Source organism: Dermatophilus congolensis, from assembly GCF_900187045.1.
In the GTDB taxonomy this organism is placed as follows: Bacteria; Actinomycetota; Actinomycetes; order Actinomycetales; family Dermatophilaceae; genus Dermatophilus; species Dermatophilus congolensis.
Map to the genome: position 1 here is coordinate 1,552,135 of NZ_LT906453.1, position 24,734 is coordinate 1,576,868.

Consider the following 24,734-nt stretch of genomic DNA (forward strand, 5'->3'; position numbering starts at 1 on the left):
GGAATAAGAGATCATGGGCAAGTGGGAAACGAGACCGGTCAACTACTGAGCGCAGTAGAAAACGTGCGCGTGCAGCTCGGTGCAGCCACCTTTCCGCTCGACGCAGAAGGCACGGCGCAAGCACGAACCGACATCGCCCGCCTCACAGCTCAACTCGACGATTATATACTTCCCCGACTCCGCGACGCCCACGCCCCCCTACTCGCCGTCGTCGGAGGATCCACCGGATCAGGCAAGTCCACACTCGTTAACTCCATCGTCGGAGAAAAAGTCACCGAATCAGGCGTACTACGCCCCACCACCCGCACCAGCATCCTCATCCACCACCCCACCGACAACCAATGGTTCACCGGACCCCGCATCCTGCCCACCCTGGCACGCACCACCGGAACCACCCCCACCAACGACCCCAACAGCATCCACCTCACCACCAACACCACCATCCCCGCCGGCATAGCCATCCTCGACGCCCCCGACATCGACTCCATCGTCGAAGCCAACCGCGACCTATCCCGACAACTCCTCGCCGCCGCCGACCTATGGCTATTCGTCACCACCGCAGCCCGATACGCCGACGCCGTCCCCTGGGAAATGCTCGACGAAGCAGTAGAACGCGGCACCTCCATCGCCATCGTCCTAGACCGCGTACCCCCCGGAGCCGAAGAAACCATCGGCGAACACCTCGCCGCCATGCTCATCGAACACGGCCTACGCCACTCACCCATATTCACCATCTCCGAAGTCCCCCTCGACAACGGACTCCTACCCCTATTCCAAACCCAACAACTACGCGAATGGCTCAACGGACTCGGCTCCGACGCCCGCGCCCGCTCACTCCTCATCCGACAAACCCTCACCGGCGCACTCGACTCACTCGACACCCGCATCAAAACAGTCGCCGAAACCTACTCAATGCAAGTCCAAACCAAACAACAACTCGACGCCATGATCACCAGCGCCTACGGCGCCGCCCTCCAACGCATCACCATCGCCCTATCCGACGGCTCCCTCCTACGCGGCGAAATCCTCGCCCGCTGGCACGAATTCGTCGGAACCGGAGAATTCCTCAAAACCGTCGAAATCAGCTTCGGGCGCCTACGCGACCGAGTCACCGCAGCCATCACCGGAAAACCAACCCCCGCCACAGAACTCGGCGAAGCCCTCCGCAGCGGAGTAGCCGAACTCCTCCTCTCCCACGCCGCCCTCGCCCGCGAAGACCTCACCACCCGCTGGGACACCATCCCCGCCGGAACCCACCTCATCAACACCAACCCCAACCTCCACCGCCCCAACCCCAACCTCGAAGACAAAACCAACCGCCTCATCCGCGACTGGCAAAACGACATCCTCGAACTCGTCCGCGCCGAAGGAAAAGACCGCCGCACCACCGCCCGCATCCTCGCCATCGGCACCAACACCATCGGATTCATCCTCATGCTCGTACTCTTCAGCCAAACCGGCGGCCTCACCGGAGGTGAAATCGGCATCGCCGGCGGATCCTCCGTCCTAGCCCAACGCCTCCTCGAAGCAGTCTTCGGCGACCAAGCCGTCCGCACCCTAGCCACCAAAGCCCGCAAACTCCTCATGCAACGCTGCCAAACCCTCCTCAGTGAAGAAGAAAACGACATACGATCCACCCTCAACACCATCGAACTCGACCCACAACTACCGCGCCGCCTCGCCGACGCCCTCGCCACAGTAAAGGCCTCCCGGTGAACAACCCAGACCCCACCCACGGCCCCAACACCCGCCTAAGCCTCGCCCTCGAAGGCATGATCACCGCTCTCGAACACGGCAGCAACTACCTACCCACCGACACCGTCGAACACACACGCACCCTCCTCGACCGCGCCAGCGAACGCATAGCCATCAACAGCAACCACACCGTCATCGCCCTCGCCGGCGCCACCGGATCCGGCAAATCTACCCTCTTCAACGCCTTCGTCGGCGACCTCATCTCCGAAGTCGGACGCCTACGCCCCACCACCACAACAACCACCGCAGCCATCTGGGGCAACGACCCAGCCACCGAACTCCTCGACTGGCTCAACATCCCCAACCGCCACCACGTACCCCCCGGCACCACCACCCGCATCAACACCCCCAACCTCGACGGACTCATCCTCCTAGACCTCCCCGACTTCGACTCCCACCGCACCGAACACCGCGAAGAAGCCGACCGCATCCTTCAACTCACCGACGCATTCCTATGGGTCACCGACCCCCAGAAATACGCCGACGCCCTCATCCACACCTACCTACGCCGCGCCACCGACCACACCAACATCTCCACCGTCCTACTCAACCAAGCAGACCGCCTCACCAACGAAGAACAAACAGCCTGCGCCAACGACCTCCAACGACTCCTCCACGAAGACGGACTCACCAACACCCACGTCCTACTCACTTCCACCCTCACCGGACAAGGCCTCACCGAACTCGGCCACACCGTCGCCACCACCGTCGCCACCAAAACCGCCACCCGCGAACGCCTCATCGGCGACCTACACCACCACGCCCGCGCACTACGCGAACACGTCGCCGACACCGAACCCACCCTGCCCGAAAACGCCCCCACCAACCTCATCAACGCCCTCGCCAAAACCGCAGGAACACCCACCATCCTCGAAGCCATCGACAAGGACTACCGCCGCCGCGCCAACGCCACCACCGCCTGGCCACCCCTACGCTGGACACAAAAACTCACCCCCGACCCCCTCAAACGCCTACGCCTCAACGCCCAACGCCACCCCGAAACCACCACCGCACCACCAGAAGAATTCAACACACTCCTCAACCGCACCTCCCTGCCCGCACCCACCGCCACCGCCCACGCCGGCGTCGACCTCGCCACCCGCAAACTCGGCGAAACCGCCATCACCGGCCTACCCCGTTCCTGGGCCTACGCCATCGCCGCAGCCACCCACCCCGCCCACGACGACCTCGCCGACGCCCTCGACCAAGCCATCCTCAACGTCGACCTCGGCCAACGCCGCCCCATCTGGTGGACCATCATCGGCGCCCTCCAATGGGCAGCCACCATCGCCCTAGCCACCGGCATGACCTGGCTACTCCTCCTAGCCGGCATCGGATACCTCCAACTCCCCGCACCAGCCACCCCCACCATCGGCCCCATCCCACTACCCACCCTCCTCCTGGCCACCGGCGCCCTCACCTCACTCCTACTCACCCTCCTAGCCCGCACTTGGACCCGCATCGGCGCTCACCGCGCCCGCACCCGCGCCGAAAAACGACTCCACACAGCCATCGACGACGTCGCCCGCACCCGCGTCATCACCCCAGTACGCGACGTCCTCACCGCACACCGCACCACCCGCGAAAACCTCGACAAAATCCTCGCATCCTGAAAGACATAGAGACAGCGTTCAAGGAACCGCCCCTAGAACAAGAAGTTCAAAATCTGAACAACGGGCACTGGCAGTGGAGTGACCTCAGGACCCAGGGCGAATGAGGCCGGTTTCATAGGCAATGATGACGAGCTGAACCCGGTCCCGTGCGCGTAATTTACTAAGAATGCGATTGATGTGAGTTTTTACCGTGGACTCTGCAAGAAAAAGAGAATCAGCAATTTCGCTGTTCGATTGTCCCTTAGCGATGAGAGTTAACACTTCGAGCTCACGGGCACTTAAAGCCCGAAGGTCAACAGGAGTGTGAGAATTCTCTAACGGAAGCAGCCGCTCCAGCAGACGGCGGGTAGCAGCAGGAGCCACAACAGAATCACCAGCATGAACAGCACGAACCGCAGCCAGGAGTTCGGGTGCGCCAGCATCTTTGAGAAGAAAACCCGATGCCCCCGCATTGAGAGCACTGACAACATACTCGTCTAGATCGAACGTCGTTAAGACCAATACTCGCGTAGTCGGTACACATTGAATAATGCGCCGAGTCGCTTCGATTCCGTCCAAGCGAGGCATACGCACATCCATGACGACAATGTCCGGACGAAGAAGTTCAGCGAGCTCACATGCCTGCTGGCCGTCAGCAGCCTCAGCTACTACATCGAAGTCACGCTGGGGCGTCAGAACCATACGGAACCCAGTCCGCACCATTGCTTGATCATCAGCGAGGATAAGACGTGCTGGTTTCATGACGTCACATGTTCATTGACCTGAAGAGGTAGCCGCGCTTCAACGAGAAAACCTCCTTCTGGTGTTGGTCCAGCGCGCAAGACGCCACCAAGGGCGCTTACTCGCTCATTCATTCCAATCAATCCCCGACCGCGTCGTAGCGGCTCTGCGGAAGACTTAACAGTGGTAGTAGTATTTTCTGCCGAATCTTTCTCAGTGCAAACACTGACTGTGAGGTCAGAGTCGTATGTAATGTGAATATTAATTTCCGCGGTTCTCGTGTGTTTGATTGCGTTTGTTATTGACTCCTGTACCACTCGATAAATCGCGCTCTGGGTTGGGGTGTCGATCCTTCCAAAGTCAAAATTCTCACAATCAAGTTTAACGACCCGTCCACTGCTACGAACCGCGTCGACTAACTCTGGAATATCGTCGATTCCATGCAGAGGGTGCCGTATATCCTTCTCAGAATCAGCTTCGCCGATAGCGCGAACTAAAGTGCGGGTTTCCTCAAGAGCAGCCGTCGCATGGGTACGAATGTTACTAAGTGCCTCCTCGGACTGCCTTAGACGCTCATCGGGCGAAAGATCAATTTCGCGAGGCGAGGCAGCGATGATGTAGCAAGCGGCGTCAGCCTGCACAGCAATTAACGCAAGGGCATGTCCCATGATGTCGTGCACCTCCCGTCCGATCTGTGCGCGTTCAGCAGCAACAGCGAGACGAACCTCCTGCTCCTGTGCGGCAACTTCCGCTGCAGTACGTACAGATATCAGGGACGCATCAAGACGACCCAAATGGCCTGCCATCCATGACAGCAAGGTCAGTGCAACCAATGCTCCAGCAAGGCTTTGTATATCGCGCTGCAACAACTCAGGAGATACCAGTCCAACCTCGTCACGTGTCCATACATAGGTGGCTACGCCGGAGCCAGCTAAAACAACCACAACCCAAACAGCAGATCGCCACACGCGTCCGTATCGAGCACATGAATAAAGAGCCAGCAGCATTGTCACGTTGCCTTCGATTGCTGAGTCCGAAACCGCTAACTGCACTGCGCCAACAGCAACGAGGATGGCCATAACCACATCTGGATGCGTGCGCCGCCACCATAAAGGCACAAGAAGTAGCGATACCCATGAAGCCATTACCCACGAAGGGTGCTCTAACAAAGTTCCAGGCAGCGTTAAAAACGCTAAAACTGCGATCAATACCGCATCGACAGTTTGTTTAAGCCGTGACATATTCCTCAGTGAAGCGGACATCAGGCGCCTCCTTCAGGACTTGGCTAGCTAGTCCCAGCGATGAGTGCATACGTTCAACCGTAAGGCTCACTTGTTGGTGCTGCCTCTTTAAGCTGCCCTTTCCACCCGTGGGTGGAGTTTGCCATCCGGACTGTCCTCCGAAGGGTTGGGTTCATTGAAGATGCGAGGCGGGAAGCCAGAATCGCTACTTAGCGTATAGGTATGCCTCCTGTACGACACCGATACGCATTTCTCGATGCTCTCCGCGGCTTTGCTGTAGCCGGGATCATCTTCGTTAATATTCCCGATATCACTCGCCTTGGCTGGGACGGTGAAGAGTTACCTGGACCAGAAGCTGTCTTATCTGTCTTTCATTACTTCGTTTCGGGCAGATTTGTGCCCATCTTCGTGTTTCTTTTCGGAGCCTCGATGGTATTTATGCGTGAATCGGCCCGTTGTCGGGGGTGTTCCCCATGGGCGGTTCTCGCACGCCGACTCGTTGCCCTTCTCGCTATTGGGGCGCTGCATCAAATCGCTTACCCAGGCGAAGTTTTGATTATGTATGCCGTCGCTGGACTCATTATGTTGCCAGCCATAATTCTCATTCCAGGAAGGCTACAACTCTTAGGAGGACTTGTAGCGACGGTTGCTGTTTTCACTCTCAAAGGAGGAGGACTCGCTTCAATACCAACTCTGATGCTTTTAGGAGCAGGAGCGGTATCTTGCGGATGGATCGAGAAGCTCGAACGTGGCGACAAGTCCGTCAAGGTCACCGCCGCTTCGGCGCTGGCAGCGACAGTTGCCGGATACTGGTGGCAAACAACTCAGCCAGGCGACCCTCGATTCACGCTCGCAGGTGGAGCTACAGGTGGCATCATGGCCGTTTTGTACATCACTCTTTTATCTTTGATGTGGCAAACCCAGGCAAAAGGAATACTGCAAGCTCTCTTTACTCCACTCGGGCGAGCAGCTTTTACCTGCTATCTCACGGCTACCATGATCGTCGTTCCAGTCGGGAAAATTTTCCACTTCAGTGTCTGCGGCGACCTGCGAGTAGCAGTGGTTTTAGGTGCTGCAATCCTGATTGCGCAGAACATTTTCATGCGATTTTGGTTTAAACGCTTCACTTATGGCCCGCTCGAGTATCCATGGAGAGCAATCACATGGTTTGGGGTTCCTTTCCGCTCAGCAAAAAATACTGAACCCCTTCAGGGATAATTAATCGTACCGACGGCAGGTGCGTTCCAATGATATTGCTTGGAAAAGCATCCAAAGCTGCTGTAAGGGCGAGTGAGAAGAGGAAGCGCCAGCGAGAAACTCTTCTTCAGGGGCAGAGTTGAGTCCAGGATGGGGTGGTGATTGGTTTGCTGGGCCTGTGGGGTGTTCGGATTCGTGGCGGTTGATCTGAGCGGATAGCCTGGGTATATGGCCGAGTTCATCTACACCATGACCAAGGCGCGTAAGAAGGTCGGCGACAAGCTGATCCTCGACGACGTCTCGATGTCGTTCTATCCGGGCGCGAAGATCGGCGTCGTCGGCCCCAACGGCGCCGGAAAATCAACCATCCTGAAAATTATGGCCGGGCTTGATGAGCCCTCCAACGGTGAGGCACGCCTCAGCCCCGGCTACAGCGTCGGCATCCTCCTGCAGGAGCCGGAGCTGGACGAAAACAAAACCGTTCTCGAGAACGTGCAGGAAGGCCTTGGCGACATCAAACGCAAGGTCGACCGCTTCAATGAAATCTCGGCCGAAATGGCCGAGCCTGACGCTGACTTCGATGCCCTCATGGAAGAGATGGGCAAGCTACAAACCGAGATCGATGCCGCGGACGCCTGGGATCTTGACAGCCAGATCGAGCAGGCAATGGATGCGCTGCGCACGCCCCCGGGAGATGCTGACGTCACTGTTCTTTCCGGTGGTGAACGTCGCCGCGTCGCGTTGGCCCGTTTGCTGCTGAGCAAGCCTGACCTGCTCCTGCTCGACGAGCCCACTAACCACCTCGACGCCGAATCCGTGCTGTGGCTCGAGCAGTTCCTGCAGAAATACTCCGGCACCGTCCTGGCAGTCACCCACGACCGCTACTTCCTCGACCACGTCGCTGAATGGATCGCCGAGGTCGACCGCGGCCGCCTCTACCCCTACGAAGGCAACTACTCCACCTACCTGGAGAAAAAAGCCGCCCGTCTCCAAGTGCAGGGCAAAAAAGACGCCAAACTGCAGAAACGTCTTAAAGAAGAACTCGAATGGGTTCGCTCTAATGCTAAAGGCCGTCAAACCAAGAGCAAGGCCCGTCTGGCCCGCTACGAGGAAATGGCAGCCGAGGCCGAGCGCACCCGCAAACTCGACTTCGAAGAAATCCAGATCCCCCCAGGTCCGCGCCTGGGCAGCACCGTCATCGAAGTTGCTGGTTTGCAGAAAGGTTTCGATGGCCGTTCCCTCATCAACGGGCTGTCGTTTACGCTGCCCCGCAACGGCATTGTCGGTGTGATCGGCCCCAACGGTGTGGGTAAAACCACCCTGTTCAAAACCATTGTCGGGCTGGAATCCCCTGACGACGGTTCGGTGAAGATCGGTGAAACGGTCAAGATCAGCTACGTCGACCAGAACCGCACCGGCCTGGACGCAAACAAAACCCTGTGGGAGGTCGTCTCCGACGGCAACGACTACATCCAGGTCGGTCAGGTCGAGATCCCCAGCCGCGCCTACGTCAGCCAATTCGGCTTCAAAGGCGCAGACCAGCAGAAGAAAGCCGGTGTGCTTTCCGGTGGTGAACGTAACCGACTCAACCTCGCGTTGACCCTCAAACAGGGCGGCAACCTGCTCCTGCTCGACGAACCCACCAACGACCTCGATGTCGAAACCCTCGGCTCGCTAGAGAACGCGCTGCTGGACTTCCCTGGCTGCGCCGTGGTGATCAGCCACGACCGGTGGTTCCTGGACCGGGTGGCTACACACATCCTCGCGTGGGAAGGCACCGAAGAAAACCCCGACCAGTGGTACTGGTTCGAGGGCAACTTCGAAGGCTACGAGAAGAACAAGGTGGAGCGTCTGGGTGAAGACGCTGCCCGCCCGCACCGCGTCACACACCGCAAACTCACCCGCGACTAAACCCCACCCCCGGGGGGCTGCATGGCCTAAACCTTGTGAAAGACATGCAGCCCCCCGGTGGGGAAACGTGTGGAGGCTTGACCATCCCAGTCATTGGGGGGGCAAGCCTCCACATGTTTCCACCGGCACCCAACCAGCGCAGTCCCGCGGATTTATTTATTCGCTTGACTGCTGGCCACGGCGCCGTGCGAGCGCTTCAGCTGCAGGTGTGTAAGGGGTGGGGAACCAGGTGGTGATGATGCCTGTTTGCACCAGAGTCAAGGCATTAGAAACCACCCAGTACACCAGCAGCCCGACCGGGACAGCCACTGCCCCGACGAGAATGCCGACCGAAGAAAGCAACGGCATCATTTTCTGCACGTCAGCGAACCCTTCAGGCATGCCCTCAAGTGACATGTTGGCAAGCACGAAACGTTTCTGCGTGATGTAGATCAGCGCCGCAGACAGCACTGCAAGCGTGATGATCACCGCGAAATGCCCCGGCGATGAGAGCAAATTCCCGAACCCTCCGATCCGGTCAGCGAGGGAAACACCGACTAGTCGGCCGCTGCGCATCGATGCGACCAAATCGTGGGTCATGACACCGATGGGATCACCGTTCGCGACATGCTGCAGCACTTGGAACAGCGACCACATGATGGGGATCTGCAGCAGTAGAGGCAGACAGCCGATGCTGGACATTCCGTGCTCGGCTTGGATGGCCATCTGCTCGGCGCGCATCGCTTTGAGCGATTCGAGGTCGGTTTTTCCTTCGTATTTTTTGCGTAGCTCGTTCAATGCTGGGCGGGCCCGCCCGGAAGCTTGAGCGAGCTTCACGCCGTGGATGGTTAGCGGCAGCATCACTGCCCGGACCACCACAACAAGAACCGCGATGGACAGCACCCAGGACAGGGCGCTATCTGGGGCGAAACCTACTGCGGCTAGGGCGGAATGCGCCGCGGCTAGGACCGTGCTGATGGCGTAGTCGAATGGGTAGAGCAAATTGGGCATGGTTCTCCTCGCCCGGGAGTCGGGCTGTTCGCGAGTGCAGGTGCAGGTGGATTTCCGTGGGGTTTTACCTGGGGGAGGAGGGAGCGCGTGGCCTGCACGGGTGTCCGCAGATACGTCTGCTGGGGTGGGGTGGCGGTGGTGGGGTGAGGCGTTGCAGTGCGGCGTGTGGGCTGGTGAGCCGTGGTGTGGCTGGTGGGTTTTTGTGCTGGAGAGCAAGGGCCAGGGCCGCTAGGCCGACCATCATGGTGAGGGTGAGTTGTTGCTGGTCGGTTGCTGCGGTGGTGATGAGGGTGAGGAAGATGCAGGTGTAGGTCGAGAGTTTTGCTGTTAGTTCAGTGGTGGGGTGTGTTTGCGCGCGGGGGGAGAGGGCGATACGCATGGCGTTCCTCTCTGGTTGACGGCGCGGCGGTTTAAAAGGGGCGGAGTGGTCTTTGGTCATCACAGGGTACGCATAGATGGGTGGGTGCGGCGGTGTAGGTAGGTGGGGGAGTGCAGGTGGGGTTTGGGCGTTGATGGGATACAGCACCCTTACTGTTTATAGTGAATATAGACACTAAGGAGGGTGCGTGCAGATACTCATCTCAAACTCTTCCGGGCGCCCCATCTACGAACAGATCACCGCCCACATCCGCGCCGCCATCCTGCGCGGAGAAATCCAGCCAGGAGAACAACTACCCTCCATCCGCAAACTCGCCCGCGCCCTGCACGTCAGCGTCATCACCACCACCCGCGCCTACAACGACCTCGCCGCAGAAGGACTTATCGACAACGTCCAAGGCAAAGGCAGTTACGTCCGACCCCGCGACCCAGCCATCGCCCGCGAACACGCACTACGCGAAGTAGAAAAACACCTCAACCTCGCCATCCACACCGCCCATACCACCGGCCTAACCCCCACCGACATCCGCACCTGCCTCGAAGCGCTCCTCGCCAACCCCTACCCCAGCCCACACGAGGAACAACCATGACCACCGCCACCCCCAACAACCCCGACACCGTCGTCCGTATCCGCGGACTACGCAAACGCCGAGGCACCTTCACACTCCACGACCTCGACCTAGACATCCCTCGTGGATACGTTCTAGGCCTTGCCGGAACCAACGCATCAGGAAAAACCACCATCATCAACTCCATCACCGGAGCCCTCATCCCCGACGCAGGAAACATCCACGCCCCCACCAACGAACACATCGGCGTCGTCCTCGACACACCCTTCTACCCACAGCACTGGACCGCAGAAAACATCGAAAACGCCAGCGCACCCTTCTACCCCACCTGGTCACCGCAACGGTACCGAGACCTCCTCCAGCAACTCCGCATACCGCTACACACCAAAATCAAAAACCTCTCACGAGGCCAAGGCATGAAACTCCAAGCCGCCGCAGCCCTAGCCCACAACCCCGAGCTACTCATCCTCGATGAACCCACCGCCGGCCTGGACCCCCTCACGCGAGATGACCTCCTTGACCTCATCGCCGAATACATGGAAAACCCCAACCACACCACCCTCTACTCCAGCCACATCACAACAGACCTCGAACGCATCAGCGACCACCTCCTCCTACTCCACCAAGGCCGAGCCATCTACAACGGCCCCACCCCCGACCTGCTCGAGAACTACCGCCTCATCCGAGGCAACTTGCACGACCTCAACAACCCAAACCGCCGCCACCTCTACGGGCTACGCGTACACACCGCCGGATTCGAAGCCCACGCCCCCACCCACATCGCCAACACCTGGCCACGACCCCTCGTGGTCGAACGCCCCACCCTCGACTCCCTCATCATCGCCCTCGCTAAAGGACACCCTGCCCAGCTCCAGGAGACTTCACATGAATAACCCCGCCACTAGCTCCCACAACACGGACGGCGCGACCGGTGTGCTCGCCGCTTTACGGTTAGACGTTTCTCAGGCCACGGGCGGATGGGGCACCGTGGTGGGGTTGTCTTTCATCTGCGGAGCTTTCTCGGCAGCGACTGTGCTCGCTGCACCTGAGAGCAGTTTGCCTTTCGGGCTTTTCGCGTTCATCGCGATGCCCCTTACGTCCTTGCTGTCTTCGATGGGGCAGGCAGATAACGGCGGCATGATGCGCGCGGTATTTCCTCTTTCTCGCCGAGATGTCGTTTACGGACGCTACCTCTTGGCGGGAGTTATCGCAGCGATCGTGCTCGTCGTGCACGTAGTGGTCAGTGCGCTCATTGGGTACGTCATGCACACCTCGCCTGGCCAGCAGTATTTCTCCGCGTTGCTCACTACCGTTATGGCAACGATGGGGATAGCGGCCGGTCTGCGCTGCGCAGTGCGACTTCCTCAATTCGTGGCAGCTTTGTGTGCCCTACTGACTGCAGTAATGATGGCTTTGCTTTTACCTGCTGTGTGGTCAGTGGCTTTTGGCTCCTACGAAATTTGCACAACCGGCCACATTCTCGGCGCGGCAGTTGCGCTCCTTGCAACCGGGATCTTCGTGACCGCTTGCTGCTTGTCCACGGCGCTGGCGAGCGAAAAAACAGACATATGACAGTTGTTACTTGTTGCCCTCGTGCCCGGTGGGGTTCTCCTGCTTGGTAATACGCAAAGATGGGGTCTATGACTGCCAGCGACATAAATGACGGTGTCGACATAGTTCGTCGCCACGGCATTCTTTCTCCCGAGCCGTGCGCGCGCTTGGCGCACCTTTTGGATCTGGAAGCCCCCACGGATGTGGTGCCGGTTGGGTGGCACATTCTCTACTTGTTGAACAATCCCACCACGGCTGAGCTGGGTGAGGATGGGCACGTCGCGTGTGGCGTACCTGGTGGTGGTGCGCTTGGTCGCATGTTTGCTGGTGGCCGTATCACTACGTACCGCCCGTTGGTTTTTGGGCAGAGCGCGCAGCGACAGATTCGAACCTTGCCGCCGGTGCATAAACAAGGACGCACGGGGGCGTTGACGTTCGTGACGGTTGAGCACAGCATCATCCAGGACGGACAGGTGGCTGTCACTGAGCATCAAAACCTTGTCTACCGTGACCTCAGTTCTGTCGGGAGTCGGGGGGAGTTGACGGCGCCGCCGGTGCGTAGCGTTGCGGAGGATGAGCCGCGGTGCGTGCTGGATGTGGATGAGGTGATGCTGTTCCGTTTTTCGGCGTTGACGTATAACGCGCACCGTATCCATTTTGACCGTGACTGGTGTCGCCGTAGTGGCTACCCAGATCTGGTTGTGCATGGCCCGTTGATGGCGTTGTTAGGTAGTGAGTTGGCTAGGCGGCAGGGCATTGACCTTATTGGGCGTGAATACACCTACCGGGTGGGGGCTTCTGCGTTTGGGGCGCAGCGGATCACGGCGGTCCCGGCGGTTGAGGGGCTAGACAGTGGCGTGGAGGTCTTAGCTGCGGATGGTACGCGTACGGTCACGGGGCATTTTTCTGCCCCGTGACGTATGGAGCTAGTCGCGGATGTGCACCATGCCTTCTTGGGCCGCGGTGACGCCGAGTGTGCCCTGCGCGGTGTACATGTGGCCTAGGCATAGGCCACGTCCGTGAGCTGCGGTGGGGGAAGACTGGTTGAACATGACCCATTGGTCTGCGCGCATGTGGCGGTGGAACCACATGGTTTGGTCCAGGCTGGCCACGCGTAGCCGAGGGTCGAACCAGGCGATGCCGTGGCGGCGTAGTACCGGGTCGAGAAGTACCCAGTCGGAGGCGTAGGCGAGGACTGCTGCGTGCAGGAGTGAGTCGTCGGGGAGTTCACCGATGGTTTTGAACCAGACTTGTTGGGTTTCTTGGGGGTCATTGGCGGGGGAGAGCGCGACGTGGCCTTGGACGTGGCGGATCTCAACGGCTCGGCGTAGCACCCAGTTGCCCGGTTCGGTGGCGGGCATGGGGTAGAGATCTTCGGACAGACTGGGTAGTCCTTCGGGGCCGGGGACGGAGGGGGCTTCGATGTGGTGCTCGAAGCCGTCATTGGGGCGGGCGAAGGAGCTCATTGCGGCAAGGATGGGGCGACCGTTTTGGAGGATGTGGACGCGTCGGGTGGAGTAGGAGCGGGAATCGCGGAGGCGTTCGACAACGAACTCCAGGGCAGTGTTGGGGTCGCCGGGGTGGAGGTAGTTGACTTGGTGAGAGTGGATGTTCATTTCTTCGTCGCGGCTGCGGGTGACGCTGCGGCCAGCGGCGATGATGGATTGGGCGAGTACTTGTCCGCCGAAGATACGTCCGTGGGGTGTGGGCTGGCTACGGCCGGTGAACCTGTCACGGATGGTTCCGTCTGTGCCGGTGGTGGGGTCGGCGTCGTGGAGGTCGAGGGTGTCCAGCAGGTCGGCCAGTGGGTCGAATTCGGTGGGAGTCTGGTCGTGGGTCACGGAAATTCATCTTGCCAAATGGGGCTGGTGGAACAAGAGGGTTGCGGTTGTTGCGTGGCGGGGCAGCGCCGATAACGGTGCAGGTTCGCTGTTGTGGGGTGGGTTCGGCGAGGATGTCGGGTATGGATCAGTGGAGTGCACCGGCGAACGCGGCTCGGGTTGAGGTGCCGTTGCGGTTTTCAGATATGGACGCGTTGGGGCATATCAACAACATCGCTTTCATCTCGATCATGCAGGAGGCACGGATTGAGGCGTTTGATCGCTGGGGTGCGGAGGATCTTCATACGTGGCGTTATTTGGTGGTGAAGCATGAGGTGGAGTACTTCGTGCCGTTGGCGTATGCGGTGGGTGTGGCGTTGGTGGATGTGTGGATTGAGCGGGTGGGGAATAGCAGTGTGAAGACGGTGCAGGTGGTGCGTTCGGTGGGTGCTGATGGTGGTGAGGTTGTGCATGCGGCGATGGTGACGACGTCGGTGTATGTGAGTGAGTCGGGTGAGAGTTCTATGCGGATTGGTGATGAGGCCCGGGCGGTTTTGTGCGCTCATATGGCTGCTGGTGTTCGGGAGGGGGAGCGATGAGTTTTGTCACGCTTGCTGATGAGGATGCGTTGAGTGATGTGGCGACGTTTGTGTCGCGGGCGCGGGTGTTGGTGCCTGATGGGTATGTGCGGTTGCAGACGGCGGGTTCGGTGTTGATGTCCTCGGTGTTGGTGCGTAGTGGTTCTGGGCTGTTGGGGTCCGGGACTGTGGTGGGTATGCGTGGGACGGCGTTGGGGCAAGCGGTGGGTGCGTTGGATGTGACGGTGGATTTGTCGGCGGTGGCGGATCGATTGGCGCGGATGCGAGGTGCTGGATGGCTTCGTTTGGATGTGCCGCCGGTGTTACGGCAGGCGCCGTGGGCTGCGGTGTCTCCTCCGCGTGAGGGGTGGTCGGTGATTGGTGAGTTCGCTGGGGAGGATGTGGCTTTCGTGGCGGAGTCGGGGTTGGCGCGGGTGCAGCGTGAGCGTGATGGTGGCGCGGATGCTGCGGCACTTACTGCGTTGGATAAGCAGGTGTGGGATGAGTCGGTGGGTGAGGGGATGGGGCAGTTCCGGGCTGCTTTGGCGTTGGGAGTGCATGCGTTGGGTTTTGGTGGTCAGGGGCCGGTGCGGTTGTTGCGTCATGGGTCGTGGACGCGGTTGTCCACGGCTGCTGGTGATGTGATTGGTAGGTGAGGCTGTCGGTGGGGCAGTGGCGGTGGTGTGGGTGCAGGTGTCGTTGCAAAAGGTTGGCAGAGGCGACGGGGGGAGAGCATCGACACAGCTGCTGAGCTGTCCTGAGGGGAGGTGCCAGGGATAACGTGGAGGTGATGGTAGGTCGAAGTCTGGTGAGAATCCGGCACTGGCCCGCAACGGTGAAGCCCTCCGGTTCTTGAGCCCGTAGTAGTGGGTTAGGGCAGGGAAGGGATGAGTCCGGTCGAACCCGCTGTCACTTTAAGATTCGACGCTCTCGAGGAAAGGAGCGGTTCGGAGCCGCCTCGCTTAGCCTTGCCGGGCGTTAGAACTTCACCTCCTCGAAGCGCATCAGTGCACCCTTCGCCCCCGCTTACAGAGGAGGAAACCGTCAATGCGGTTATCTAAAGTCAGCGCCGTTGTTGCAGCAGCGCTGCTTGTTCTTACTGCCTGCAGTAATGCCTCTACTGGCAGTAAACCTGCTGGTAGTTCGTCTGCTAGCGCCGCTGCGGGGACGGGAACGTTCCCGGTTGTGGTGAACACCTCACTTGGTCCGGTTACGTTGAAGTCGCAGCCGCAACGGATTGTTTCGTTGTCGCCGAGCGCTACCGAATCGTTGTTCGCTATTGGTGCGGGTAAACAGGTGGTCGCTGCCGATAAATATTCCACGTACCCTCAGGGGGCTCCGGCTACAGATTTGTCTGGCTTTGAGCCGAATGTTGAAGCGATCGTCAAACATAAACCGGATCTTGTGGTTATAAGTAATGACGTTAATGGTTTGGCTGCATCGATGAAGAAGCTGAGTATTCCGGTGCTGCTTTCTCCTGCGCCGCCGACGCTTGATGCAGGGTATGGCGAGCTCGCTATTCTCGGGCAGGCCACTGGGCATGTGAACGAGACTACGGAGCTCGTGGGGACGATGCGTTCGCAGATCAATGCTGCGTTGAGTAAGGCGCCGAATAAACCGCTGTCTGTTTATCACGAGCTTGATGACAAGTATCACTCGGCGAGTTCACATAGTTTTATTGGGTCTATTTACGCCAAGATGAGTGCCACGAATATTGCTGATAATGCAGATGGCCCTAAGAGCGGGTATCCGCAGCTAACTGAAGAGGCCATTATTAAGGCTGATCCGCAGGTCATTGTGATCACTGACCAGTCGGGCTATACGGCCCAGGATGTGGCTCGCCGTCCGGGGTGGGCCAATGTTGCGGCAGTGAAAAACGGCAATGTCGTCACAGTGAATTCCGATATCGCATCCCGGTGGGGGCCGCGTTTGCCGCAGCTGGTTGATCAGCTTGCTGGCGCGCTGACTAAAGCCACTGCTGGGGTGGGGACTAGCGCTGCAGCTCAGCCCACCACAGTCGGATGATGGGTTCTTCTACCTCAAAGGGAGCGCCTCTTTCGCTGCAGCAGCCGCAGGCAGCGAAAGAGGCGCTTTCGCGGGCGTTCAAGGTGCCCCTGGTTCCGGTGATTGTTGGGGTTGTGCTTCTTGCTGTCGCGGTGGGGGTGAGCCTGACTTCGGGGGCTGCTGGCCTTGAAATCGCTGAGGTTGTGGACGTGATGTTCGCAGAGATTCCGGGGGTTGGTTCCGGTAGCCACTTGGGTGATCCTGTCGCGGATTTGTTGTGGCAGATCCGGTTTCCGCGCACTGTGCTTGCCTTGATGGTGGGTGCTGCTCTTTCTGTGGCGGGGGCTTCGTATCAGGGGGTTTTTCACAATCCTCTTGCTGACCCTTATCTTCTTGGTGCTTCTGCGGGGGCAGGTGTGGGTGCTGTGCTCGCGCTTGGGTTTGGTGTGCAGTTCACGGTGGGGCCTTTTGAGGCGGTTCCGTTGGCTGCTTTTGTGGGAGCGTTACTGGCGGTGGCTGGGTCGGTGTTGGTGGCACGGGGGTCGTTTTTTGATCCTTCGACGTTGCTGTTGGCGGGGGTGGCGGTTTCCTCGTTGTGTTCGGCTACCCAGGCGTACCTTTTGCAGCAGCTTGATCAGACTCGCTCTCGTGAAGTGTTGAGTTGGATTTTTGGTCGGCTTGCTGGTGATGGGTGGACACCGGTGGTGACGTTCTTGCCGTATTTCGTGGTGTCGGTGGTTGTTTTGCTGCCGCAGGCGCGGTGGCTAGATGTGCTGCGTCTTGGTGATGAGCAGGCTCGTTCACTGGGGGTGAATGCGGCTCGGGTGCGGTGTGTTGTTATCGCTGCTGCGACTTTTCTGACGGCTGCGGCGGTGGCGGTCAGTGGGCTTATCGGGTTTGTTGGCCTGGTTGTTCCGCATGTAGTGCGTCTTGTCGCGAGTCATTCGTATCGGGCGATTTTGCCGTTGTCTGGTTTGTTTGGTGCGGGTTTTCTGCTTTTGGTTGATGTGGGGGCCCGGACTGTGTCTGCGCCGGCTGAGTTACCTATTGGGGTGATTACGGCGTTTGTTGGGGCACCGTTTTTCGCTTTTATTCTTTGGCGCCGTAAGCGGGTGAGCGTATGAGTGGTTTTTCGTCGTCGCAGGTGGGGGTTGCGTTGCGGGTGGTGGGTGTCGCGGTTGATGTGGGGCGCTCTGGTGGGCGTCGCCGGGTTTTGCATGACGTTTCGGTGGATTTTTCTGCGGGGGAGTTTGTCGCTGTTATTGGGCCTAATGGGTCGGGTAAGTCCACGCTGCTGCGGGCGTTGGCGGGGTTGGTGCCGTATGCGGGGGTGGTGCACACGGGGGCCGGTGGGTGTCCGGGGCCGTGCGATATCGCTTTGATGCCGCAGTCTGCGCAGTTACCGGAGGGGATGAGTGTTGCTGAGTATGTGCTGCTGGGCAGGACTCCGTATGTGCGTTTTTTTGCGCGTCATTCGTTCCGTGATCATGCCGTTGTTGCTGATGTGGTGGAGCGGTTGGGTCTTGGTGGTTTGGCGGGTAGGTCGGTGCGGGAGCTTTCTGGGGGTGAGGCGCAGCGGGTGATGTTGGCGCGGGTGTTGGCGCAGCAGGCACCGGTGATTGTTTTGGATGAGCCGACGAGTTCTTTGGATATCGGTACGGCTCGGGATGTGCTCGATTTTGTTGATGAGCATCGGCGGGGTGAGGGGGTGACGGTTGTTGCTGCTATTCATGATTTGACGGTTGCTGCGCGTTATGCGGATCGGGTTGTGTTGCTTGATCAGGGGCGGGTGCGTGCTGTGGGGGCTCCTGCGGAGGTGTTGTGCGCGGATGTGCTTTCGCAGGTGTATCGCTCACCGTTGCTGGTGCATCGTATTGGTGAGCAGTTTGTGGTGTTGCCGGCGTAGGGCGGCAGTGGTGGGGTGGTTACTGGGGTGTGGTGCGGTTTGCGGCGATGGCTGCTCCGATGGCGGTGATGATGGCCATGGTCCAGATGAGCATGTAGGCGCCGGCGCCGTAGGCGGCGTTGCCGGTGTGGGGGCCGGTGGTGGGGGCGCCGAATTGGGTGGCTGCTGCGGTGGCGTAGATGGCGTTGGCGGTGGTCAGGCCGAGGGTGGCGCCGAGGACGTCGCTGAGTTGTAGTGAGGAGGAGATGGAGGCGTGTTGTTCTAGGGGGGTTAGGTGCAGGGCCAGGACGGACAGGGATGCGGTGGATAGGCCCATGCCGATTCCGGTGAGGGCGAGGGTGGGGATGAACCACCAGGTGTGCAGGTTTGGGTGGTAGGTCAGGACGGTGAAGAGTACGTAGGAGCATAGGCAGGTGAGTGCGCCGATGCGTACGAGGCGGTGTTGTTGTCCGTGCATGAGGGGGTGGCCTTGGGTGGTGGATCCGAGGAACCAGCCGATGGAGGCGCATGCCAGGATGATTCCGGCGGTGGTGAGTGTCATGTTGCCGCGGTTGACGAGGTAGAGCGGCAGGTAGGCCATGGTGGCGTTGAAGGCGGCGGTGAGGAAGAACCGTGAGGAGATGACGCTGGGGATGCCGTGGTGGAGTCGGAGTGTGCCGGTGGGGAAGGTGTAGTGCAGTGCGGCGCCGAGTGTGAGGGTGCTCAGGATGATGGTGCTGATGGTCAGGGTGGTTGGTGGGATGAGGTGGGTGCCGCTGGCTTGGAGTGCTGCGGCGCTGGCTGCGATGGCTGCGCCGCAGGTGAGGAGGGCGAGTCGGGTGCGGCTGGTGGTGTGGGGGTCGATTCCGGCGGGGGAGATGGTGTGGTGGTGGCGGATGAGTAGGGGCAGGGCGATGGCTACGGCGGGGATGACGATCCAGAAGGCCAGTCGCCAGGTGAAGGTTTGGGCGAGGAGTCCGGCCAGGAGGGGGCCGATGATGGAGGGCAGGACCCAGGCTGCGGAGATCCAGGCGAAGAGTCGGGGGCGTTGGGTGGGGTGGTAGAGGGCGCCGACGAGGACGTAGACGGTGACGGTGACCAGGCCTGACCCTAGTCCGGTGAGTGCGCGGCCGATGATGAATGGTGTTGCGGTGGTGGCGGCGCCGCAGGTGGCGGCGCCGAGGGCGAAGAGGAGTTGTCCGGTGATGAGGGGGGCTAGGGCGCCGCGGGTGGCGATCCAGGCTCCTGCGATGACGATGCCGAATAGTTCGGCGGTGTAGAGGGCGGAGAAGGTGAGTCCGTAGCCGCTGTGGAGGTTGAGTTCGTTGGCGGCGTTGGGCATGACTGTGCTGATCGCCATTGCTTCGAAGGCGACGATGGAGATGAGGGTGATGAGGGTTGCGGCGGTGGTGCGTTGGTGGGGTTGTAGTTGTGTGTTCATGGGGTGGTGGTGTTTCGGGGGAGTCGGATCCAGGCGGCGCTGTTGCCGGGTAGTTGGTTGTTGTGGCAGGGGCTGCTGGAGATGAGGAGTTCTCCGTGGGGTAGTGGGGTGGGGGTGTTGCTGGTGTTGAGCATGATGACGATGCGTTCGACGGGGCCGTCGGCGTGGAAGACGACGAGGTGGTTGTTCTCGGGGCCCATGTCGACGTGGGCGAGGTCGGTTTCGCCGAGGCGGTATTGGCGGCGCAGGGATAGGAGGGTTCGGTAGAGCTCGAGGGTGGAGTTGGGGGTGTTTTCTTGGTGGTCGCGGGCGTATTGGCGGTAGGTGTCGGGTTGGGGTAGCCAGGTTTTGCCGGTGGTGTTGAAGCCGTAGGCGGGGGCGTCGGCGTTCCAGGGGAGGGGGACGCGGCATCCGTCGCGGCCGATGATGGTGCCGTTGGAGCGGGTCCAGGTGGGGTCTTGGCGGTGGTGTGGGGGGATGGTGGTGGCTTCGGGTAGTCCGAGTTCTTCGCCTTGGTAGAGGTAGGCGGCGCCGGGGAGGCCGAGCATGAGGGTGGTGGCGGCGCGGGCGCGGGTGAGGCCGAGTTGGGTGTCGGGTTGGGGGTCGTTGGGGCCGATGCCTAGGCGGCTTGCGGTCAGTGTGGTGTCGTGGTGGCCGAGGCGGGAGGCGTGGCGGACGACGTCGTGGTTGGACAGGCCCCAGGTGGAGATGGCGTTGACGGCGTTGTTGGCGGTGATGGTGTGGGTGATGGTGTTGGTGATGGCTTGGGCGTCCCAGGCGGTGGTGAGGTATTCGAATCCGAAGCTGTGGTGCATTTCGTCGGGGCGTACGTAGCGGGCGGTGCGTTCTAGGGGGGTGACCCAGGCTTCGGCGATGAGGATGCGGTCGTTGTTGGGGTTGTTGGTGGGGTTGTATTCGTTGAGGATGCGGCGCCAGTGGCGGTAGATGTCGTGGACGCCGTCTTGGTCGTACATGGGTTGGTGGTGGGTGGGGTCGTTGGGGGTGAGGGTGGGGTCGGTGTCGGGTAGGCCGTCGGCTTTGATGAGGCCGTGGGCGACGTCGATGCGGAAGCCGTCGATGCCGCGGTCGCACCAGTAGCGGAGGATGGATTCGAATTCGGCGTGGACGTGGGGGTTGTTCCAGTTGAGGTCTGGTTGGGCTGAGTCGAAGAGGTGGAGGTACCAGCTGCCGTCGTCGGTGCGGGTCCATGCTGGGCCGGAGAAGTTGGATTCCCAGTTGTTGGGTGGTAGTTCGCCGTTGGGGCCGCGGCCTTGGCGGAAGATGTAGCGGTCGCGTTCGGGGGAGTTGGGGGCGGCGTTGAGGGCTTGTTGGAACCAGGGGTGGCTGCTGGAGGTGTGGTTGGGGACGATGTCGATGATGATTTTGAGGCCGAGTTGGTGGGCGCGGTTGATGAGGTTGTCGAGGTCTTCGAGGGTGCCGTAGGTGGGGTCGATGTCGCGGTAGTCGGTGACGTCGTATCCGGCGTCGGCCATGGGGGAGGGGTAGAAGGGGCTTATCCAGATGGCGTCGACGCCAAGTTCGGCGATGTGGTGGAGGTTGTTGGTGATTCCGGGGAGGTCTCCGATGCCGTCGCCGTTGGCGTCGGCGAAGCTGCGGGGGTAGATCTGGTAGACGACGGCGTTTTTCCACCAGGGGAGTGGTTGTGGTTCGGGGGTGTTGATGAGGGAGTCGGCTGCGCGTAGGAGGTAGGCGCGTAGGGCTGTGTCTTCGGGTTGGGGTAGGCCCATGGCGTCGACGCCTTTCATCATGTGGGTTACCCAGCGGTCGCGTTGGCTGGGTGTGATGGCGAAGGGCATGTGGCGCATGCGTAGGCGGGGGTGGCCGCGTTTTTCGGAGTAGGTGGTGGGTCCGCCCCAGTATTGCTCCATGAATTCGAGGAGTCGTTGTTCGGCTGGGGCGAGGTCTTCTTCGGGGTAGAGGGCGCGTAGTTCGGGGTCGTTGCGGACGCCGTCGTAGAAGGTGGAGATGAGTGTGGTGAAGGCTGCGTGGCCGCCCATGCGTTCGTAGGGGCTGGGGCTGGTTGGGTTAGCCATGGTTCCATGCTCGCTTATGTGTCGTGTGAGTTCGAGTGGGGGTGTTGTGATCTGGCTGTTGATGGGGCGTGTTTTGGGTAGGCACAACGTCGCTTTGCGTGTGGGGTGAAGGTATTCCACAGTTGGTGTCGTGGCTGACAAGAGTGGCGGTTCTGTTTCTGGTGTTGGTGATGAGGGGCGCTCGGGTGTGCCTGAGGGTGATGAGCGTTCGTGGTTTGTGCCGGTGACGCGGGATGCGTCTTCGGTTGAGGGTGATGCTGGGGTGGAGGTTGTCGCGCCGGTGAGTAAGCCGGAGATGTATCCGGCGTTGGATGAGAACAGCGTGATCGCTGAAGACCCGGTGACCGGGACGTTGAAGGTTATTCCGCGGGATCAGTTGAAGCAGAGTGGGTTGTTCCGGGTTCGGAATGCGTTGCGGGGTTCTGCGCCGACGTGGGGGATGGATCTGCGGGAGATCAATGATGGGGTGGAGCATGCGCATTCGCGGTCGGTGATTGATTTGGCGATGCGGATGGCTGAGGTGTCGTTGGCTACGGGGGCTTCGGCTGCGGATGTGACTGCGGGTGTGTTGGCGGTGACGCGTGCCTATGGGTTGCGGTCGGTGCATGTGGATGTGACGTTTACGTCGATCGCGGTGACGCATCACCGGGGGTCGTTTCAGGATCCCGTGACGATGGTGCGCACGGTGAGTGTGCGGGTGCCTGATTATGAGCGGTTGTCGCGGTTGGAGGCGTTGAGCGCGGAGATTTCTGAGGGTGATTTGCCTTTGGATGAGGCGCGGGCGCGGTTTTTGGAGATCAATGAGAGTCCGCATGCGTATGCGCGGTGGGTGGTGACTGTTGCTGCGGGTGTGACGGGTTTGGGTGTGGGGATCTTGTTGGGTGGTACGCCGGCTGAGTTGGTGTTGGTGACGTTGGTGGTGATGTTGGTGGATCGCTCGTCGTTGTGGTCGGCGCGGCGGAAGTTGGCGGCGTTTTTCGCCCAGATTGTGGGTGGGGCGATCCCTACGGTGGTGATGTTGGGGTTGGTTGCTGGTGGCGCGTATGTGTCGGATTCGTTTTTGGCGGTGCGGCCTTCGTTGATTGTTACGTGCGGGATTGTTGTGGCGTTGGCTGGGTTGTCTGTGGTGGGGGCGGCCCAGGATGCGATTGATGCGTATTACGTCACGGCGGCGGCGCGTTCATTTGAGGTGTTCATGATGACGTTGGGCATTTTGGTGGGGGTGATGGGTGTGTTGAGTATTGGCCAGCGGTTGGGGGTGCCGTCGTATTTGATTCCTCCGCGCACGTTCGCTCCGATGTTGGGGTGGCAGATCACGGGGGTGGTGTTGGCTGCGTTTGGTGCGGCGTTGTCGTCGTATTCGGGGCCGGTGACGGTGGTGGTTGCTGCGGTGACGGGTGCGTTGAGTTGGTTGGTGTACACGCTGGTGGGGGTTGCCGGGTTTGATCCGATTGCGGCGACGGCGGCTGCGTGTTTGTGTGCGGGGTTGATGAGTCAGTTGATGGCTGGCTGGTTGAGTGTCCCGCCGTTGGGTGTGGTTACGGGTGGGATTGTGGCGTTTTTGCCTGGTGGGCTGGTGTTTAGGGGCTTGTATTACTTGGTTGAGCCGGTGCCGGATCCGTCTGCGGCGATGGATGGTGGGACGTTGTTGTGGTCGGCGGCTGCGACGGGGTTGGCGATTGCTGGTGGTGTGTCGATGGGGACGTATTTGGGGCGTTTCTTGAGGCCGCGCTCGCGGATTGCGGGGAAGGCGGTTTCGCGTGCGTTGCGTCGTTCGTCGGTGAGTTCGGGGGCGGCGAGCTGAGTGTTGTGGGTGTGAAGAAGGCCCCGTGCGTTGGTGCGCAGGGGGCCTTCTTGTGTGTGGGGGAGGGGGTTATGACTTGGGTGGGGTGTTGTTGTCGGTGCCTTCTTTGGGTTTGGCGGCGTGGGGTGCCCAGGGCAGGTTGCTGGGCATGAGGAGGGGGCCGGCGATGCCGCGTGCGGAGAGTGCTTTTTTGCTGTGTTCGCGGATTTCTCGCATGACGCCCCATTGTTGGTCGGCGACGCATTTGGCGAAGATGCGGATGGTCATGGTGCCGCCTTCGAGGGATTCGACACCGGCGACGGTGGGTTCTTCGAGGAGGGATTTGCGCCAGCGGGGGTCGATGTAGACGTCGGCGACGACGCGTTTGAGGATGGAGATGACTCGGCCTGGGTCTTCTTCGATGGAGACGGGGATGTCGACGGCGCCGGTTTGGAAGCCTTGGGTGCGGTTGGCGATGCGGGTGATTTGGCCGTTGCGGACGTACCAGACGACACCGGTTGCGTCGCGGAGTCGGGTGACGCGCAGGGTGACTTCTTCGACGGTGCCGATGGCTTCGCCGGTGTCGACGAGGTCACCGACGCCGTATTGGTCTTCGAACATCATGAATAGGCCGCTGATGAAGTCTTTGACGATGCTTTGTGCACCGAAGGCGATGGCGACACCACCGACTCCGGCGGAGGCGATGATCGGGGCCATGTTGATGCCGAGTTCGGTGCCGATCATGAGGGCGGCGGTGACCCAGACGAGGACGGAGACGATGCTTCGTAGGAGTGATCCGAGGGTGTCGAGGCGTTGGCCTTGACGGTCGGTGTTGACCAGTCCTGCTTGTTTGACGGCTCGGGCGGCTTTGCGGGCTCCGCGGCGCATGACGGGCAGTTGGGCGGTGGGCATGGGGTCGACCACGCCGATGCTGCCGGTGTCGCCGGTGGATCTGCGCCATTGGATGGTGCGGATGAGGGTGTTGATGCCGCGGTGTAGTAGCCAGCGGGCGAGGTAGGCGACGACGAGGATGAAGAGGATTTTTAGGGGGCGGTCTAGGAGCCAGTCGCCTAGGTCGCTCCATGTGAGGTCGCTGAGTTTGGATAGTGAGAAGGAGGTATTTCCGGTAGGTTCTTTGTCTGCGCCTGTCCCTGTTCGTCCGCTGGTGCCGGTGTGGATGGGATTACGGATGTCGAGCTTTGCCGTCATCATCATGAGGGTCGTGCCGATCATGTGATTGATTC

At 60.4% G+C, this 24,734-nt stretch carries 22 protein-coding genes; 14 read left to right on the plus strand and 8 right to left on the minus strand.

Translation table 11 applies throughout. The features are described 5' to 3' along the window. Positions 1-21: 21 nt before the first annotated feature. Entirely contained in the window at positions 22-1,716 is a 1,695-nt protein-coding gene (locus tag CKV89_RS06685) for a GTPase family protein (RefSeq protein WP_034401629.1), read from the plus strand. Beyond that, positions 1,713-3,368 carry a GTPase gene (locus CKV89_RS12530; protein WP_051277737.1) on the plus strand — a complete coding sequence of 552 codons (1,656 nt, stop codon included), beginning with the start codon at positions 1,713-1,715 and terminating at the stop codon, positions 3,366-3,368. Before CKV89_RS06685 ends, CKV89_RS12530 begins: the two co-directional genes overlap by 4 nt. Positions 3,369-3,452: 84 nt before the next feature. Here CKV89_RS12530 and CKV89_RS06695 read toward each other — a convergent pair whose 3' ends face one another. Continuing rightward, on the minus strand, positions 3,453-4,109 hold the full coding sequence (locus CKV89_RS06695; RefSeq protein WP_028327872.1) for a response regulator: 657 nt from the start codon (positions 4,107-4,109) through the stop codon (positions 3,453-3,455). After that, positions 4,106-5,350 (minus strand): sensor histidine kinase, encoded by a 1,245-nt coding sequence (locus CKV89_RS06700; protein WP_084441396.1) that lies wholly within the window; start codon positions 5,348-5,350, stop codon positions 4,106-4,108. The genes CKV89_RS06695 and CKV89_RS06700 overlap by 4 nt, the downstream gene beginning before the upstream one ends. Before the next feature lie 201 nt (positions 5,351-5,551). Between CKV89_RS06700 and CKV89_RS06705 the strand changes: the two genes are divergently transcribed. Next, complete coding sequence (locus CKV89_RS06705; RefSeq protein ID WP_034401627.1) at positions 5,552-6,547, plus strand: DUF418 domain-containing protein; 996 nt, start codon at positions 5,552-5,554, stop codon at positions 6,545-6,547. Between the two features lie 207 nt (positions 6,548-6,754). Beyond that, positions 6,755-8,437 (plus strand): energy-dependent translational throttle protein EttA, encoded by a 1,683-nt coding sequence (ettA, locus tag CKV89_RS06710; RefSeq protein WP_028327870.1) that lies wholly within the window; start codon positions 6,755-6,757, stop codon positions 8,435-8,437. 156 nt (positions 8,438-8,593) lie between these two features. Here the strand turns inward: ettA and yidC are convergent, their stop codons facing one another. Both yidC and CKV89_RS06720 read right to left on the minus strand, forming a co-directional pair. Further along, complete coding sequence (gene yidC / locus CKV89_RS06715) at positions 8,594-9,427, minus strand: membrane protein insertase YidC (RefSeq protein ID WP_028327869.1); 834 nt, start codon at positions 9,425-9,427, stop codon at positions 8,594-8,596. A gap of 64 nt (positions 9,428-9,491) precedes the next feature. Then, complete coding sequence (locus tag CKV89_RS06720) at positions 9,492-9,806, minus strand: hypothetical protein (RefSeq protein WP_028327868.1); 315 nt, start codon at positions 9,804-9,806, stop codon at positions 9,492-9,494. Positions 9,807-9,993: 187 nt separating this feature from the next. On the opposite strand from CKV89_RS06720, the gene CKV89_RS06725 reads away from it, so the two are divergent. The 4 genes from CKV89_RS06725 to CKV89_RS06740 all read left to right on the plus strand — a co-directional run bounded on the left by CKV89_RS06725 (position 9,994) and on the right by CKV89_RS06740 (position 12,842). Further along, positions 9,994-10,395 carry a GntR family transcriptional regulator gene (locus CKV89_RS06725; RefSeq protein WP_028327867.1) on the plus strand — a complete coding sequence of 134 codons (402 nt, stop codon included), beginning with the start codon at positions 9,994-9,996 and terminating at the stop codon, positions 10,393-10,395. Continuing rightward, positions 10,392-11,267, plus strand: coding sequence for an ABC transporter ATP-binding protein (locus CKV89_RS06730; RefSeq protein WP_051277736.1), 876 nt, complete (start codon positions 10,392-10,394; stop codon positions 11,265-11,267). Before CKV89_RS06725 ends, CKV89_RS06730 begins: the two co-directional genes overlap by 4 nt. After that, positions 11,260-11,946, plus strand: coding sequence for an ABC-2 transporter permease (locus tag CKV89_RS06735; RefSeq protein WP_028327865.1), 687 nt, complete (start codon positions 11,260-11,262; stop codon positions 11,944-11,946). The genes CKV89_RS06730 and CKV89_RS06735 overlap by 8 nt, the downstream gene beginning before the upstream one ends. A gap of 68 nt (positions 11,947-12,014) precedes the next feature. Beyond that, entirely contained in the window at positions 12,015-12,842 is an 828-nt protein-coding gene (locus CKV89_RS06740) for a hypothetical protein (protein ID WP_034401624.1), read from the plus strand. A 9-nt stretch (positions 12,843-12,851) separates the two neighbouring features. Here CKV89_RS06740 and CKV89_RS06745 read toward each other — a convergent pair whose 3' ends face one another. Beyond that, on the minus strand, positions 12,852-13,766 hold the full coding sequence (locus CKV89_RS06745; protein WP_028327863.1) for an acyl-CoA thioesterase: 915 nt from the start codon (positions 13,764-13,766) through the stop codon (positions 12,852-12,854). A gap of 122 nt (positions 13,767-13,888) precedes the next feature. Between CKV89_RS06745 and CKV89_RS06750 the strand changes: the two genes are divergently transcribed. From CKV89_RS06750 to CKV89_RS06770, 5 genes are all read left to right on the plus strand, one after another. Then, the gene (locus tag CKV89_RS06750) at positions 13,889-14,344 is read left to right on the plus strand and encodes an acyl-CoA thioesterase (protein ID WP_051277735.1); all 456 of its coding nucleotides are present in this window, start codon (positions 13,889-13,891) and stop codon (positions 14,342-14,344) included. Continuing rightward, on the plus strand, positions 14,341-14,979 hold the full coding sequence (locus CKV89_RS11845) for a hypothetical protein (protein ID WP_034401622.1): 639 nt from the start codon (positions 14,341-14,343) through the stop codon (positions 14,977-14,979). The genes CKV89_RS06750 and CKV89_RS11845 overlap by 4 nt, the downstream gene beginning before the upstream one ends. Before the next feature lie 391 nt (positions 14,980-15,370). Continuing rightward, positions 15,371-16,348 carry an ABC transporter substrate-binding protein gene (locus CKV89_RS06760; protein ID WP_028327861.1) on the plus strand — a complete coding sequence of 326 codons (978 nt, stop codon included), beginning with the start codon at positions 15,371-15,373 and terminating at the stop codon, positions 16,346-16,348. After that, the gene (locus CKV89_RS06765; protein ID WP_197697038.1) at positions 16,345-17,451 is read left to right on the plus strand and encodes a FecCD family ABC transporter permease; all 1,107 of its coding nucleotides are present in this window, start codon (positions 16,345-16,347) and stop codon (positions 17,449-17,451) included. The genes CKV89_RS06760 and CKV89_RS06765 overlap by 4 nt, the downstream gene beginning before the upstream one ends. Beyond that, a complete protein-coding gene (locus CKV89_RS06770) occupies positions 17,448-18,233 on the plus strand; it encodes an ABC transporter ATP-binding protein (RefSeq protein WP_051277734.1) in 786 nt (261 codons plus the stop codon). Before CKV89_RS06765 ends, CKV89_RS06770 begins: the two co-directional genes overlap by 4 nt. Positions 18,234-18,252: 19 nt before the next feature. On the opposite strand, the gene CKV89_RS06775 is transcribed toward CKV89_RS06770, so the two are convergent. Both CKV89_RS06775 and CKV89_RS06780 read right to left on the minus strand, forming a co-directional pair. Next, on the minus strand, positions 18,253-19,653 hold the full coding sequence (locus CKV89_RS06775) for an MFS transporter (protein ID WP_028327859.1): 1,401 nt from the start codon (positions 19,651-19,653) through the stop codon (positions 18,253-18,255). Then, positions 19,650-21,707, minus strand: a complete 2,058-nt coding sequence (locus CKV89_RS06780; RefSeq protein WP_154657710.1) for an alpha-amylase family glycosyl hydrolase — start codon at positions 21,705-21,707, stop codon at positions 19,650-19,652. Before CKV89_RS06780 ends, CKV89_RS06775 begins: the two co-directional genes overlap by 4 nt. Positions 21,708-21,837: 130 nt before the next feature. Here CKV89_RS06780 and CKV89_RS06785 point away from each other — a divergent pair, with 130 nt between their 5' ends. Beyond that, positions 21,838-23,511: a threonine/serine exporter family protein gene (locus CKV89_RS06785; protein WP_154657709.1), complete on the plus strand. Its 1,674-nt coding sequence runs from the start codon at positions 21,838-21,840 to the stop codon at positions 23,509-23,511. Between the two features lie 69 nt (positions 23,512-23,580). Here the strand turns inward: CKV89_RS06785 and CKV89_RS06790 are convergent, their stop codons facing one another. Next, the gene (locus tag CKV89_RS06790) at positions 23,581-24,723 is read right to left on the minus strand and encodes a mechanosensitive ion channel family protein (protein WP_231935347.1); all 1,143 of its coding nucleotides are present in this window, start codon (positions 24,721-24,723) and stop codon (positions 23,581-23,583) included. Positions 24,724-24,734: the final 11 nt, after the last annotated feature.